Source organism: Streptomyces sp. NBC_00557 (assembly GCF_036345995.1).
GTDB lineage: Bacteria > Actinomycetota > Actinomycetes > Streptomycetales > Streptomycetaceae > Streptomyces.
Genome location: NZ_CP107796.1, coordinates 1811656 through 1826360, shown reverse-complemented (window position 1 = coordinate 1826360; position 14705 = coordinate 1811656). Strand labels below are relative to the sequence as shown.

At 74.8% G+C, this 14705-nt stretch carries 11 protein-coding genes; 7 read left to right on the top strand and 4 right to left on the bottom strand.

Annotation, left to right across the window (positions count from 1 at the left end):
• Nucleotides 1-342: 342 nt before the first annotated feature.
• The gene (locus OG956_RS07365; RefSeq protein ID WP_330337133.1) at nucleotides 343-1809 is read left to right on the top strand and encodes an NCS2 family permease; all 1467 of its coding nucleotides are present in this window, start codon (nucleotides 343-345) and stop codon (nucleotides 1807-1809) included.
• 98 nt (nucleotides 1810-1907) lie between these two features.
• Here OG956_RS07365 and OG956_RS07360 read toward each other — a convergent pair whose 3' ends face one another.
• Together OG956_RS07360 and OG956_RS07355 are read right to left on the bottom strand one after the other, a co-directional pair.
• On the bottom strand, nucleotides 1908-2348 hold the full coding sequence (locus tag OG956_RS07360) for an SRPBCC family protein (RefSeq protein ID WP_330337132.1): 441 nt from the start codon (nucleotides 2346-2348) through the stop codon (nucleotides 1908-1910).
• A gap of 71 nt (nucleotides 2349-2419) precedes the next feature.
• Nucleotides 2420-3187, bottom strand: coding sequence for a polysaccharide deacetylase family protein (locus OG956_RS07355; protein WP_330342765.1), 768 nt, complete (start codon nucleotides 3185-3187; stop codon nucleotides 2420-2422).
• A 169-nt stretch (nucleotides 3188-3356) separates the two neighbouring features.
• Here OG956_RS07355 and OG956_RS07350 point away from each other — a divergent pair, with 169 nt between their 5' ends.
• From OG956_RS07350 to OG956_RS07325, 6 genes are all read left to right on the top strand, one after another.
• Nucleotides 3357-3995, top strand: coding sequence for a phosphoribosyltransferase (locus tag OG956_RS07350; RefSeq protein ID WP_330337131.1), 639 nt, complete (start codon nucleotides 3357-3359; stop codon nucleotides 3993-3995).
• A gap of 123 nt (nucleotides 3996-4118) precedes the next feature.
• The gene (locus tag OG956_RS07345; protein WP_330337130.1) at nucleotides 4119-5891 is read left to right on the top strand and encodes a trypsin-like peptidase domain-containing protein; all 1773 of its coding nucleotides are present in this window, start codon (nucleotides 4119-4121) and stop codon (nucleotides 5889-5891) included.
• Complete coding sequence (locus OG956_RS07340) at nucleotides 5888-8173, top strand: serine/threonine-protein kinase (protein WP_330337129.1); 2286 nt, start codon at nucleotides 5888-5890, stop codon at nucleotides 8171-8173. Before OG956_RS07345 ends, OG956_RS07340 begins: the two co-directional genes overlap by 4 nt.
• A 47-nt stretch (nucleotides 8174-8220) precedes the next feature.
• Nucleotides 8221-9723, top strand: a complete 1503-nt coding sequence (locus OG956_RS07335) for a VWA domain-containing protein (protein ID WP_330337128.1) — start codon at nucleotides 8221-8223, stop codon at nucleotides 9721-9723.
• The gene (locus OG956_RS07330) at nucleotides 9720-10895 is read left to right on the top strand and encodes a hypothetical protein (RefSeq protein WP_330337127.1); all 1176 of its coding nucleotides are present in this window, start codon (nucleotides 9720-9722) and stop codon (nucleotides 10893-10895) included. The genes OG956_RS07335 and OG956_RS07330 overlap by 4 nt, the downstream gene beginning before the upstream one ends.
• The gene (locus OG956_RS07325) at nucleotides 10892-12193 is read left to right on the top strand and encodes an extracellular solute-binding protein (RefSeq protein WP_330337126.1); all 1302 of its coding nucleotides are present in this window, start codon (nucleotides 10892-10894) and stop codon (nucleotides 12191-12193) included. Before OG956_RS07330 ends, OG956_RS07325 begins: the two co-directional genes overlap by 4 nt.
• Before the next feature lie 282 nt (nucleotides 12194-12475).
• Here OG956_RS07325 and OG956_RS07320 read toward each other — a convergent pair whose 3' ends face one another.
• Entirely contained in the window at nucleotides 12476-13324 is an 849-nt protein-coding gene (locus tag OG956_RS07320; protein WP_330337125.1) for a patatin-like phospholipase family protein, read from the bottom strand.
• Nucleotides 13325-13403: 79 nt separating this feature from the next.
• Nucleotides 13404-14546: a magnesium and cobalt transport protein CorA gene (locus OG956_RS07315; RefSeq protein ID WP_330337124.1), complete on the bottom strand. Its 1143-nt coding sequence runs from the start codon at nucleotides 14544-14546 to the stop codon at nucleotides 13404-13406.
• Nucleotides 14547-14705: the final 159 nt, after the last annotated feature.

Below are 14705 nucleotides of genomic sequence, written 5' to 3'. Positions count from 1 at the left end.
GGTCATGGACTTCCTGCGCCCCGCCGGCCGGGAGGAGGCGCGCGCCCGCGCCCGCCGTCCCCGCGGCGATCCGGGACGCGACCGGGCCGGAGCCCGCCGGCACTCCGGTGCGGCCCGGCCACCGTACGGGACCGCGTAACCCCACAGCTCTCCGGGCGGCGCAGGGAACGTCACACACTCCGCCGCGCCGCCCGGAGGAACCCCCTTCGGTTCCGCACCGCTCGCGGGCCCCGAAGCACCACCCCTTTGTTCGTCTCGGGCCGTCCCCCGGGTCGTCCATTCCCAAATCCCGTACCCGGCACAGGTGTACGGGTGTCCCTATGAACCTTGGGAGATGGCACCATGACCCAGCAGTCAGTGGAGCCGACGACCACCGCCGAGGACGCGGGCGCGGGTTCGCGTCCCTCGGCCGGCAGGTCGTGGCTCGACCGGTACTTCCACATATCCGAACGAGGATCCACCGTCGCGACCGAGGTCCGCGGTGGCGTCACCACCTTCATGGCGATGGCGTACATCCTTCTGCTCAACCCGGTGATCCTCAGCGGCGCCGACAGGTCCGGCGACTCCCTGAGCCAGAAGGCGCTCATCACGGCGACCGCGCTCGGCGCCGCGGCCACCACCCTCCTCATGGGCTGGGTCGGCAAGGTGCCGCTCGCCATGGCCGCCGGACTCTCCGTCTCCGGTGTGCTGGCCGGTCTGGTCATGGGGACCAAGACCCTCACCTGGGCCCAGGGCCTGGGCATGTGCGTCGCCTACGGCGTCGTGATCATGCTCCTGGTGGTCACCGGCCTGCGCGAGATGATCATGAACGCGATCCCGCTGCCGCTCAAGCACGGCATCACGATGGGCATCGGCCTGTTCATCGCGTTCATCGGCCTGGTCAAGGCAGGGTTCGTGCACGCCGGTACGGCGACCCCCGTGACACTGGGCGACAAGGGCGAACTCGTCGGCTGGCCCGTCCTGCTCTTCGCCGTCACGCTGCTGCTCATCTTCGCGCTGCAGACCCGGAACGTCCCGGGCGCCATCCTCATCGGCATCGTCACCGGCACCCTGCTCGCGATCGTCGTCAACGCGTTCGGGCTCGTGGACGCCACGTCCTGGGCCAACGGCGAGAGCCCCGCGCTGCACGGCGGCGCCGTGTCCATGCCGGACTTCTCGCTCATCGGCAAGGTGTCCTTCAGCGGCCTGGGCGACGTCGGCTACATGACGGTCACCATGATCGTCTTCACCCTCGTGCTCGCCGGCTTCTTCGACGCGATGGCCACCATCATCGGCATCGGCACCGAGGCCGGACTCGCCGACGAGCGCGGCCGCATGCCGGGCCTGTCCAAGGCGCTGTTCATCGACGGCGCCGGCGGTGTCGTCGGCGGTGTCGTGGGCGGCTCCGGCCAGTCCGTGTTCGTGGAGTCCGCGACCGGCGTCGGCGAGGGCGCCCGCACCGGACTCGCCTCGGTGGTCACCGGCGGCTTCTTCGCCCTGTGTCTCTTCTTCACCCCGATCACGGCGATCGTGCCGCGCGAGGTGGCCTCGGCCGCCCTGGTCACCATCGGAGCGATGATGATGATGAACGCCCGTCACGTGGACTGGGCGGACCGCTCCGTCGCGATCCCGGTCTTCCTGACCGTCGTGATCATGCCGTTCACCTACTCGATCACCCCCGGCGTCGCCGCCGGCGTCATCTCCTACGTCGTCATCAAGCTCGCGCAGGGCAAGTGGCGGGAGATCAGCGTCTTCATGTGGGGCCTGACGGTGCTCTTCGTCGTGTACTTCTCGCTGCACCCGATCCGGGAACTGCTGGGCGTGCACTAGCCAGCCGCCCCGCCGGGAGGCCGTCAACGGGCCGGCGGCCGTCCGCCGGCCCGTCGCACGTCCCGGCGCCGCGCCCGCCCGCGCCGCCCGCGACCGGTTCACGCCTGCCTGAGCAGCCGGTTCGCGGCGCGTCCGAACACGTACCGCGCCGGGGCCTGCAGTACGTCGTCGACGGCGCGGGGCAGGAAGCGCACCCGCACCTCCTCGCGCCACAGCACCCGGCTGCGGCCCCCGGGACCCGGCAGGACCTCGATCTCCGCCCAGCCCAGCAGCACCCGGCCGCGCTTCTCCAGGCGGCACCGGCCGCCCTCGCCGCCGGCCGGCGGGCGCCACACCGTCACCTCCATCACGTCGTCGACGGCCAGCGGGCCCACGCCGCTCCGGGCCACGAAGCGCGTCCCCACACCCGTGGGCCCGGGGGTGAGCACCCTGATCCGGGTCAGCGGGACCGCGTCGGCGTGGCGGGGCCACTCGGTGAGCCGGCGCCACGCCTCGTCGAGGGGGAGCGGGGCCGTACGGGAGAGGGAGAAGATCGGCACGGCACGATCGTAGGCAATGCCTGCCGTCGGGCCGGACGCCCGGCGTGCGCGGGACCCGGCGCGTGGCGGCGTCAGGGGCGGTACACCTTGCCCGGTTCCGCCTTTCCGGGCGCCAGCAGCTGAGGCACCGTCACGAAGACGTAGCCGCGCGCCTTCAGCGCGTCGATGATGCCGGGCACGGCGGGCACGGTCCCCCGGTAGATGTCGTGCAGCAGGATGATCCCGTCGCGCGAGGCCTGGTCCAGGACCCGCCGGGTGATGAGCGCCGAGTCCTCGGTGGTGTAGTCCTTGGCGGTCACGCTCCACAGCACCTCCGCCAGGCCCTCCTCCTTGGCGATCTCGTGCACGTCGGAGTCGGTACGGCCCTGCGGCGGGCGCATCAGCGTGGGCCTGCGTCCGGTGAGCCGCTCGATCGCGTCGTCGGGGCGCTTGAGTTCCTCGCGTATCTGCGCGTCCGGTATCCGCGTGAGGATCTTGTGGTCCCAGGTGTGGCTGGCCACCTCGTGCCCCTCGGCGGCCATCCGCTTGACCAGCTGCGGGTACTTCTCGATGTGGTTCTTGCCGAGCAGGAAGAAGGTGGCCGGGACCTTCTTCTGCCTGAGGATGTCGAGCAGCCGGGCGGAGTTCTCGCTGGGGCCCGCGTCGAAGGTGAGCGCGATGCACTTGGCCTCGCGGCAGTCGACGGTCCCGAACCTGGCCGGGGCGCCGTGTGCCGCCGCGGCCCGCGCGGTGCTCGGTGCGGTCGTGTCGACCTGGGCGCAGCCGGACAGCGTGAGCGCCAGTGCCAGGGCGGCCGAGGCGAGCGCGGCCGGACGCAACCTGCGGGCCGTTTCGCGCATCTTCCTGGGCGCGTGCAGCGGGGTCGGGATCTTGTCGGTCGATTGAGGCATGCGGTGACTATACACTCAGTGTATAGTTCGGTCGTTCGAATACCGCGCAGGCTCCGCATGCCTCGTCCGCCCCACCGGTAGCACCATGGAAGGAGAGGCACCGCGAAGGAGGACGGCCATGCGCTTCCGGGACCGTGCCGAAGCCGGGCGGGAACTCGCCGGAGTGCTGGGTGACCTGCGCGCACGGGGAGCCCTCGCCGACCCCCTCGTCCTCGCCCTGCCGCGCGGCGGCATCGCCGTCGCCGAGCCCGTCGCCCGCGCCCTCGACGCGCCCCTCGACGTCCTCGTCGTCCGCAAGATCGGCGCCCCGCACCACCGGGAGTTCGCCGTCGGCGCGCTCGTCGGGGACGACCCGCCCCTCTACAACACCGGCACCCTGGAACGGCTCGGGCTGACCGAGGAGTCCATGGCCCCGGTGGTCGAACGCGAACGGCAGGAGCTGCGCCGCCGCGAGGAGCGCTACCGCGGCGGGCGTCCGGCGCCGGATCCGGCGGGCCGCACCGTGATCGTCGTCGACGACGGCCTGGCCACCGGCGCCACCGCCCGCGCGGCGCTGCGCCACGTACGGCGCCGGCGGCCCGCACAGCTCATCCTCGCCGTGCCCGTCGGCGCGCCGGACTCCGTGCGGCGGCTCGCCGAGGAGGCCGACAGGGTCGTGTGCCCGCACCAGCCGGCCGGGTTCAGCGCGGTGGGGCAGTGGTACGAGGACTTCGAGCAGCTCTCGGACACGGAAGTGCTGGCCGCGCTGGGGCGTTGAGGGGGCGGACCGTGCCGCACCCCGCACCGCCGGTGTCTCTCGGCGGACTCCGGCACCGTTCCTGCGTAACGCCCCCGTGCACACCAGTAGTACCGGACCGGTACGCGGAGTAACCTCAGGGTCATGACGCGCACGGGGGAGCGAGCCGTCAAGTCGTGGTTACGGACACCGTCCTGGATCGCGCGCATCGAGGCGCCGGACGGGCGGGTCCTCGGTGCCGGGGTGCTGCTCGCCCCCGACCAGGTGCTCACCGCGGGCCATGTCGTCCGGCCCGGCCTGGACTACGTCGTCCGCCTGGTCGGCGTGCCCGAACTCGCCGCCGTGTCCGGCACGGTGGGCGAGGACGAGCACGTGCCGCCGCACGAGGACCGCTGGGGCGACCTCAGCGGGGACCTCGCCCTGCTGCGGCTGACCGAGCCCCTGCCCGCCCAGCACACCACCCGGCTCCACCGGCTCGCCACCCCGCACGGACCGGTGAGCATGTACGGCTTTCCGGCCGGCCACGAGGGCGGCCGCTGGCACGGCGCCACCCTCGTCGCCGCCCGGGGCCGGGACAGCCAGGTGCAGCTGCGGCCCGTGGAGGGCGAGCTGGCCGTCCCCGGATTCAGCGGCGGGGGAGTGGTCGACCACGGCATCAACCAGGTCATCGGCATCGTCCTCGGCGTGGACGAGGGGTTCAGCTACATGAGCCCCACCGAGACCATCCTCCGCCATCTGCCGCAGGTCGCCGCCTGGACCGACGGCGCCGAGGCGGTCGACCCCCGGCTGCGCACCGCGGCCTCGGCCGCGGGCGGCGCGCTCGACGTGCCGTTCGCCACCCAGCTCGCCTCCTGGTTCCGGGGCGAGGGCTGGCCCGTGCTGGTCGCCGTGGCCCCCGCGCACAGCGACCGCGCCTGGACCCTGAACCGGGCCGTCACCCTCGCCGACCGGGAACTGCGCTCCGACCGCAACACCAGCGGCTTCAGCCACGACCCGCCCGAGACGGTGCCCCCGGCCGGCGCGCACGACCTGGCCCTGGACGTCAAGGGACTGACGGCCGCCGACGTCATGGACCGGATCGCCGTCCGCCTGGGCATCCGCGACGACATCCGGCCCGAGCGGCTCGGCGCCCTGCGCGTCCCGCTCACCGCCGTCCTGGTGGGCGTCGACCAGAGCGCCGAACCCGTCGCCCTGCTGGGCCTGGCGGACCGGCTCGCCCGGCAGGGGGCGCGGCTGCTGCTGGTCTTCCGCAGCCGCGGAGTACGCGCCGACGAGGCCGACGAGCTGCTCGTACGCCATCCGCTGCGCGACCGCTGGAACCGGCTGGACACCGAACTGAACCGGATCACCGAGGAGTTGAGCCCGATCCTCGACCGGCTCCGGGACCGCGTGCTGCCCGGGCCCGGCGCCGGGCGGCTGGTGGAGCAGGCCGAGGCGGGCGTACGGCGCACCCGGATGCTGCGCGCCTGGGTCGACCACACCCCCGAGCGGGAACGCGAACCGGCCCGCGCCGACCTGCTGTTCACCTTCGAGGACGCCGCCGACCGCCGCCGGCAGCGCCTGGAGCAGGCGATCGGCGCGCTCGAGGCCCGGCTGCGCCGCCGCGAGGAACTCCTCGGCCGGGTCAGCGCCGAATGGCCGCTGTGCCGCGAACGCGCCGCGCACGGCGACCGGCTCATGGAGGCCTACCGGCTCTACGAACAGGCCCTGTCCCTCCTGCGGCACACCCCCTGCGACATCGAGCGGGCCGAGGCCGCCGTCGGCCGCTTCGTCGGCTTCTGCTCGGCCTGCGCACCGGCGGCCCCGGCACCGCCGGGCGTCCCGGACACGCCCGCCGCATCCCACGCCCCCGGAACGCCCGACGCCCCCGACGTCCCCGGAAGACCCGGCGCACCCGGAAAGGAGAGCGCGCCGTGATCTCGTGCGTCCGGCCCGGCTGCGCGGGCCACATCATGGCCACCGGCTACTGCGACACCTGCGGCCGGCGGCACATCGAGCCGCGCTCGGAGGAGCGTCCCGCCGTCGCGCCGTCGGCCGCACCCCGCCGCACCGCGCCCCCGGACACCTCCGCCGAGGAGAGCCCCGGCCCGCCGGCCGTGCACGCCGTCGCCGGTGTAGGGGACCTCGACCAGCACGGACTGGTCGTCCTGCCCGAGGTCCCCGTCCCCGACGACGTGATCATGACCGACTTCCGCCCGCCCACCGGCGGCCGCCGGTGCCGCGGGGAGGGCTGCACCATGACCGTCGGCGTCGGCTACGGCGGCCAGCCCGCCCGGGACACCGGCCGCTGCCCCCGCTGCGGCACGCCCTACTCCTTCGTGCCGCAGCTGAAGAAGGACGACGTGGTCGCCGACCACTACCGTGTCCTCGGCTGCCTCGCCCGCGGTGGCCTGGGCTGGGTCTATCTCGCGGAGGACACCCGCGCCGAGGGGTACCGGGTGGTCCTCAAGGCCCAGATCGACGCCCACGACGCGCTCGCCCGCCGCACCGCGGTCGAGGAGCGCCGCTCCCTGACCGACCTGCACCACCCCGACATCGTCCGCATCATCACCTATGCCGACCACACTCCCCCGGACGGCCCGCCCACCGGCTACCTGGTCATGGACTACATCGGAGGCCGCTCCCTGCAGCAGCTGTTCGACGCCGACGACGTCGAACGGATCTTCCAGGGCCGCCCCCGCCTGGACCACGTCCTCACCTACGGCTGCAAGATCCTCGGCGCGCTGGAGTACATGCACGAGCGGGGGCTGCTGTACTGCGACATGAAGCCGGCCAACGTCATCCACTTCGGCCGCGCGATCAAGGTCATCGACCTCGGCGCCGTCCGCGCGATCGGCGACCGCAGCTCCCGCTACGTCTACACGGCCGCGTACGCGCCGCCCGAGGAGGAGATCGAGCGGCGCGGCTGGCACGTCGACAGCGACCTCTACACCGTCGGCATGACCCTCCAGGCGCTCTTCCGCGGCACCGAACCGGCCCGCGGCCTCGCCCCGGACTCCTTCCGCCGGCTGATCGACCGCGCCGTCCACCCCGAACCCCGGGCCCGGTTCAGGTCCGCGGCCGAGATGTCCCGCCAGCTCTGGGAGGTGCTGCGGGAGTTCCGCTCGCTGCAGTTCGGCGAGCAGCTGCCGGAGAGCTCCACCCGGTTCCGGGCCACCGGCGCCAGCCTCGACGCCGGGCTCGGCGCGATCCCCGCCCTCGACCACTGGACCGCCGGCCCCGGCGGGCGGCCGCGCGACCTCGACGTCTCCCCGCCGCCGGCCGCCGAGGTCGCCGGCGCCCTCCCCGAGCCGGTCCCCGACCCCGACGACGGCGCCGCCCTGCTGCTGGACAGCTTCCCGCCCGACGCCCCCGACCGGATCGCCCGGCAGTGGCCCCGCGAGTCCCGCCTCGGCACCCCGGAGACCGCGCTGTGGCTGTGCCGCGCCTACCTCAGGAAGGGCGAGCGGGAGCAGGCCGAGAGCTGGCTCGCGGAGGCCGAGACCCAGCTCGGCGAACGCGCCGCCGCGCACGACTGGCGGATCGCCTGGCACCGCGGCGTGCTCCACCTCAGCGGCGGACAGGTACGGCAGGCCGGCGCCGCCTTCGACGCCGTCCACCGAGCGCTGCCCGGCGAGTACGTGCCCAAGCTCGCCCTCGCCTACTGTGCCGAACACGAGGCCGGCCCGCGGCGCAGCCCACGGGCCATGCGGTTCTACGAGGCCGTCTGGAAACGGGACTTCGCGCACACCGCCGCCGCCTTCGGCCTGGCCCGCGGTCATCTGGCCGCCGGGGACCGGGACGCCGCCGTCCGCGTCCTCGACGACGTGCCCGCCACCTCCCGCCACCACGACACCGCCCGGATCGCGGCCGTCCGCGTCCGCGCCGGCGTCCTGTACGGCAGCCCGCCCACGCCGGCCGATCTGCGCGACGCCGCCCGCCGGCTGCCCGGACTGAGCCTGGACGGCGGCGCCGCCGACGGCGAGTCCCGGGCCCGGCTGGTCGCCGAGGTCCGCGAGAACGCCCTGCACTGCCGCCCGGAACAGGGCTGGGGGCCTCAGTTCCCCGCGGGCGACCTGCTCGGACCCGGTGACGAGGACAGCCTGCGCCGCCTGCTGGAGCACTCCTTCCGGCAGCTCGCCGCGCAGGCCCGCACCGCCGGGGAGCACGGCCGGCTCCTCGACCTCGCCCACGAGGTACGGCCCATGACCGCCTTCTGACACCCTTCCGACGCCCGCGCACACCCTGACCACCGAGGGGACACACGATGACCGTGGCCGAGCAGATCGAGGTGACGCTCGCGGTCGGCCAGCAGAGGGAGCTGCCCGTCGTGCCCGCGCCCGGGCAGCCCGCCGACCGGGAGATGCACGCCATCCTGGAGATCGGCGTCCGCGGCCCCGGCGGCCCGGAAGCCGGCGACGGCCCCGCGCACGGGGCGGCGCCCGCGCTCGCCGAGGTGCTGATCGTCGACACCTCCCGCTCGATGCTCCACCCCGCCGCCAAACTGCGCGCGGCGAAGGACGCCACCGCCGCCGCGATCCGGCTGCTGCCCGACGGCACCGCGTTCGCCGTGCTGTCCGGGCGGTTCGACGCCACCGTGGTCCATCCCGGCCCCGGCCGGGCCCCGATGGCCGTGGCCGGACCCGCCGAGCGGGAGGCCGCCGAGCGGGCCGTGCACATCCTGGACGCCGACGGCGGCACCGCCCTCGGCACCTGGCTCGACCTCGCCCGCCGGCTGCTGAAGGACCAGCCCGCCCCCGTCAAGCACGTCCTGCTGCTCACCGACGGGCGCAACGAGCACGACCACCGGGCCGCCGTGCGGCTGGACACCGCCCTGGACGCCTGCGAGGGCCGGTTCGTCTGCGACGCCTGGGGCATCGGCGACGACTGGGACGCCGACCTGCTGCTGCGCATCGCCCGGCGGCTCCACGGCCGCGCCGGAGCGGTCCGCGAGGAGTCCCAGCTGACCGCCGCCTACGAGGAGTTGATGACCGGGCTGCTCGGCACCACCATCCCCGAGCTGCGGATCAGGATCACCCCCACCCCCGGCACCGCGATCCGCCGGGTCAAGCAGGTGGTCCCGCGCGAGCAGGAACTGCCGCCCGTCCCCGCGGGCCCCGGCGCCGAGTACGTCACCCGCGCCTGGGGCGAGGAGGTGCGGCACTACCAGGTCGTGCTCACCGCAGACCCCGCCGGCCGCGAGCTCGGCGAGGACCTGCAACTGGCCGCCGTCGAGGTCGCCGTACCCGACTTCGGGCGACCGGTGCGGCTGCCCGCGCCCCGGCCGGTCCTGGTCCGCTGGACCGACCACCCGCTCGACGCCTCCCGGCGGCATCCCGCGGTCCGGCGCAGCGAGCTGTACCAGCGGGCGAGCGCCGCGGTCGCGGAGGCCTACCGGGCCTGGCTGCGCGGCGACGACGGGCGGGACGCGGCGGACAGCGCACTGGCCCGCGCCCTCGCCGTGGCCGGGGAGCTGGGCGACACCCAACTGCTGGACGCCCTGCGGGCCATCGAGGACGAGCGGAACGGCGCGGGCACCGGGCGGATCCGCTCCGGCCTCAAGGACGTCGACTGGCAGCACCTGATCCTCTCCAGCGCCCTGACCACCCCGCCGCCCCCCGGCGCGCAAGCGCCGCCCGGCCCCGGCATCCCCGACCCCGCCGGCGCCGAGGCCCTGACCGAATGCCCGGAGTGCGGCTGGCTCGGCCCGGCCGACTCCGTGTACTGCGGCGGCGAGTGCGGACGCCGGCTGAAGGAGCCGGAGTCGTGACCGCGGACACGGGCGCCGCACGGCCCGGCGACGGCCCCGGCCGCCGTCCCGGCGGCCCGGACGGTCACCCCCGGGAGGCGCCCCGCACCGCCGGGACTCCCGGCACCGGGCCGGGCCGCGGACACGGCGGGCCCGGTCCGGGAGCGCCCGGTGCCGCGCCGGCCGCCCACCGGGCCTCGCCCGCCGGCCGCCGCACCCGCGCCGGGGCGCCCCCGCGCCGCCCGCGCCGTCTCCTGCCTCCCGGGCGGCGCGCAGCGGGCGGCGAGAGCACGACCGCGCACGACCTCGCCGTACGCCACCGCCTGCTGCTGACCCTGTCCGCGCTGCTGACGCTGTCGCTGTTCCTGTCGTACGAGGGCGTGCACGGCGACGCGAACCCGCTGCGCACCTCCAGTGCGCCCGCCGTGCTGTCCATCGACACCGCGCTGTACGCGCTCGGGCAGGCCCAGCGGGACGCCGGCGCGGCGGCGCCCACCAGCGACTTCCAGAAGCAGATCTCGGTCGCCGCGCAGAGCCTCGCAGCCGCCGCCGGGGACGACGTCGGCGGGACGGCGGGCCGGCAGGCCCTGCAGACGGTCGCCGGACTGATCACGGTGTACGCCGTCAAGGTCCAGCAGGCCCAACTGCAGCCCGCCGGCAGCATGTTGCGCGAGGCCTACCTCAGCTACGCCACCAGCGTCCTGACCGACCGGGGCTCCGGCATCCAGGCCCGGCTGAAGGCCCTGCAACGGCAGGAGCGGGACGCGGTACGGCAGCAGACCTCGTTCGGTCCGCTGCTGTGGCTCGGCTGGACCGTGACCCTGCTGCTGGCCCTCGCCCTCGCCGCGGCCCTGGTGGAGACCCAGCTGTTCCTGCGCCGGCGCTTCCGCCGCCGGTACAACCGGGGACTCCTCGCCGCCGGCGCCCTGCTGGCGGCCGGAACCGCCGCCACACTGCTGTTCACGGTGTGGACGCACCAGGGCATGGCGCACACCCGCGACCTGCTCGACCGCGAACTGACCAGCGGCCCGCTCATCACCGGCGCCGGGCGGAACACCGCGTCGTACCTGGCGGACACCGGTTTCCGCGCTTCGGCCGCGGTCTGGATCCTGATAGGAGGCGTCCTGCTCATGGCCCTCGCCGAGACGGGACTGCGGCGGCACATCGACGACTACCGGTTCAGGCCCCGGTGAGCGCCCCGCAGGGCGGCACCGCCGCCGGCCGCCGACCCCGCCGCCTGCGCACCCTGACCGTGCTGGCGAGCTGCCTGGTCCTGCTCGCGGCGGCCGTCGTGTTCGCCGTACGCGCCCTCGGCCAGGAGCCGACCGTCACGCTGCTCGCCAACTGGACCGGAACCGACGAGCGGAACTTCCGGCAGGCGGTCATCGCGCCGTTCCAGCGCAAGTACCACATCCACGTCGACTACCAGGGCAGCTCCGCCGAGAGCCAGGTGCTCGGCGCCGACGTCGAGGCCGGCACGCCGCCGGACGTGGTGGTGCTGACCGGTCCCGGCGAACTCGCGGACTACGCCGGGCAGGGGCAGCTGAAACCGCTCGACGGCCTCGTGCCCGCCGCCGGTTTCGGCGCGTCCTGGAGCACGCCGCTGAACGGGCACGTGTACTGGTTCCCGCTCAAGGCCGACCTGAAGTCCATCGTCTGGTACCCGGCCGGCACCGGCGAGCGGCAGCGCACCGAGGCGGCACACCGGCCCGGCCAGTGGTGCGTCGGCATGGGCTCCGGGGCGACCAGCGGCTGGCCGGGCACCGACTGGATCGAGGACATCCTGCTCCAGAAGTACGGCCCGGCCGTCTATCAGCGGTGGGCGCGCGGGGAGTTGTCCTGGCGGTCCCGGCAGGTGCGGTCGGCCTGGACGACCTGGGGGCGACTGGTGGCGGGCGCGGGCGGGAACAGCGGACTGGTGCGGCGGGCGCTGAAGACGCCGTACCAGGACGCGGCGAAGCCGGTCACCGCTCAGCCGCGCGGCTGCACCCTGGAGCACCAGGCGTCCTTCATCCGCAGCCAGGAGAGCGCCTGGCAGCGCGTGGACGGCCGTTACGAGCACTCGGCCCGGCTGATCCCGGGTGCCACCGCCACCGGCGCCTGGGAGGTCTCCGGGGACCTGGTCGCGCTGCTGCACGACACCCCGCACGCCAAGACGCTGATCCGGTACCTGGCCTCGGCCGGCGCGCAACGCGCCTGGAACGCCAAGGAGTCCGGTTTCTCGGTCGATCCGCAGGCCCAGCCGGCGCCCGCCGACGCCGGCCCGGCCTGGCACCGCTCACTGGCCCGGACCCTTCTCGACGAGCGCGCGGTGCACTGCTTCGACGCCTCCGACGCGATGCCGCCCTCGGTCCGCGACGCGTTCGCCGAGGCGACGATCGAGTACCTCGCGGGCCCCCGCCGGCTCGACGCCCTGCTGGCCTCCCTGGACACCCTCAGCCACGCCCCGGACCTGACCTGGCTCCCCTCCGTCTGCGACCACGTCCCCTGACCCGCGCGCGTTCCACCGGTGCGGGCCGGTGCGCGTGCGGGGCCAGGGATCCGGCGCCGCGCGGCCGCAGTCGGCGGCCCGTCCCGGACGCGCCGCTCGCGCGTACCCGGGGTCCGGCGCCGCGCGCGGTGGAGGACGCCGGCCGCTCTCGCGGCGGCGGTGCGGAGCCGGCGCCCGGAGCGCCGCCGGCCCCGGTCGTTGCGCCGGGGGCGCGCCCCGGCTGCCCACCCGCTCCCGGATGGTCGGTGCCCGTCGCCGTGCCTGGATCGGCGCCGTCGCCGCTCAGTCGGACGGCCGGCCCCACGGCACGGTGACCGCGCGGCCCTGGGCGCGGCCCGCCGCGGCGGACGGGGCGCGGGTGGCGGGGTCCAGGGGGTTGGCGCCGATCGCCGCGGCCGAGGCCTCGTCGGGCGCGATGACCGCCACCTCGGCGCCCTGGGCGCGGAGTTCCTCGACGGAGCGCTCCAGCGGGTACTCGCTGGGGAGGGGTTCGGCGGCGCCGAGCGGCACGATCACCAGCACTCGGTCCGCGCCGGCGGCGAGGTCGGCGTTGGCGACGGAGCGCACCCCGCCGTCGACGTACCGGCGCCGGCCGATCGTCACCGGCGGCCACACGCCCGGCACGGCGCAGCTCGCCGCGACGGCGTCCACCAGCGCGACGCCCGACGCACGGTCGAAGACGACCGGCTCACCGCTCTCCGCGTCCACCGCGACGATCTTCAGCGCGCGCTCCGGCCAGCCGTGCGACGGCAGCCGCGACTCGATGACCCCGCGCCGGGCCGCTTCGGACACGGTGCGCGCCCCGAGCGCGATCCGCCCCATCGCGCGCCGCAGCTCCCGCGGGGAGGCGGCCGAGCCCGTCGCGGCGCCGAGTTCGGCCACGAACTTCTCCGGATCCAGCTCGGCCATGATCTCGGCGGACTGCAACGCGGGGTCCACCTGCCGGTCGTACAGCTCCCGAAGGCTCAGCCCGCTGCCCAGCTGGGCGGCCACGGCGGACCCCGCGGAGGTGCCCACGAGCAGACCGGCTCCGCTGACGTCCTGCCCGGAATCGGCCAGCCCGGCGAGCAGTCCCGTCATCCAGGCGATCCCGCCCACCCCGCCGCCGCCCAGTACCAACGCCTCGGTCATCCCCAACTCCTCGCCGGTCGACGCTTTCTCGCTGATCGGAAGCGCCCGCCGCGGCACGGTCATTCCCGGGCGCCGCCCGCTACAGCCAGTCCCGCTTCTTGAAGACGACGTACAGCGTCAGACACACCACGCCCATCAGCGCGACGGCGAACGGGTAGCCGAACAGCCAGTGCAGTTCCGGCATGTGGTCGAAGTTCATGCCGTAGATCGTGCCGACGAGGGTGGGCGCGAAGAGGATGGCCGCCCACGACGAGATCTTCTTGACCTCCTCGTTCTGCTCGAAGCCGGCCTCCGCCAGCGCCCGCATCTCCGCGTTCTGCTGCTGGGACACCAGGGTGGCGTTGACCGTGAGGATCTCGGAGAGGGCCTGGCGGAAGCCGTCGACGCGTTCGCTGATGTGGGTGACGTGGTCGGCGACGTCCCGCAGATAGCGCTGGAGTTCCGCGTCGGTCTCGTACTTGGCGAAGCCGGCCATCAGGGCGTGCAGCATGCCGACGAGCGGGCGGGTGGCACGCTGGAACTCGACCACTTCACGGGAGAGTTCGTAGATGCGGCGGGAGACCTCGGGGTCGCCGCGGAACACCTCGGTCTCGATCTCGTCGATGTCGTTCTGCACCCCGGCGACCACCGGGGCGTAGCCGTCCACGACGGCGTCGAGGATCGCGTACAGGACCGCTTCCGGTCCGAGCTTGAGCAGTTCCGGGGAGTCCTCCATCCGGCGGCGGACCGCCGACAGGTCCGGGGCCGCGCCGTGCCGGACCGTGATGACGAAGTCCGGTCCGACGAACACGTGCAGCTCACCGAAGTCGACCTCCTCCGGCGCGTCCAGGTAGCGGGCGGCGCGCAGCACGACGAACAGCGTCTCGCCGTACCGCTCCAGCTTGGGCCGCTGGTGCGCCTCCATCGCGTCCTCCACCGCGAGGGGATGCAGGCCGAACTCGGCGGCCAGCGAGTGCAGATCGGCCTCGGTGGGCCGGGCCAGGCCGATCCAGGCCATGCCCGAGGGCTGCTCGCGCAGCTCGCGGTAGGTCTCGGCGAGCGTGGCGGGCGAGGACAGGCGGACGCCGTCGCGGTAGAGCGCCGCCTGCACGATGCTCGCCGGCTCGGCTCCCTCCCCGGCGGCGGGTGCGGGCGCCTCGGCGGCGGGTGACGGCGGCGGGGTGGGGGCGCGGCGCCAGACGGGCCTGCGCCCGCCGTTCCTGCCGTTCTCTCGCTCGGACATCGGCCGCCTCTCCGTCGCGTCAGGCGAACCTGACCACTTGAGCGGGCACAGGGATGGATCGGAGGAACCCACGGGTACCGGAGCAGAAGGATATCCGCGGGGCGCCGGAACGGGCCGACGTCGTGGTGCGCGGGGCGGGCCCGGAGTCGCGGACGGAGG

What these genes read in the sequence shown, in the direction of transcription:
- OG956_RS07320 (WP_330337125.1), bottom strand. Translation starts at nt 13,324, where the DNA reads ATGACCGAGGCGTTGGTACTGGGCGGCGGCGGGGTGGGCGGGATCGCC.
- OG956_RS07365 (WP_330337133.1), top strand. Translation starts at nt 343, where the DNA reads ATGACCCAGCAGTCAGTGGAGCCGACGACCACCGCCGAGGACGCGGGC.
- OG956_RS07355 (WP_330342765.1), bottom strand. Translation starts at nt 3,187, where the DNA reads ATGCGCGAAACGGCCCGCAGGTTGCGTCCGGCCGCGCTCGCCTCGGCC.
- OG956_RS07335 (WP_330337128.1), top strand. Translation starts at nt 8,221, where the DNA reads ATGACCGTGGCCGAGCAGATCGAGGTGACGCTCGCGGTCGGCCAGCAG.
- OG956_RS07315 (WP_330337124.1), bottom strand. Translation starts at nt 14,546, where the DNA reads ATGTCCGAGCGAGAGAACGGCAGGAACGGCGGGCGCAGGCCCGTCTGG.
- OG956_RS07345 (WP_330337130.1), top strand. Translation starts at nt 4,119, where the DNA reads ATGACGCGCACGGGGGAGCGAGCCGTCAAGTCGTGGTTACGGACACCG.
- OG956_RS07350 (WP_330337131.1), top strand. Translation starts at nt 3,357, where the DNA reads ATGCGCTTCCGGGACCGTGCCGAAGCCGGGCGGGAACTCGCCGGAGTG.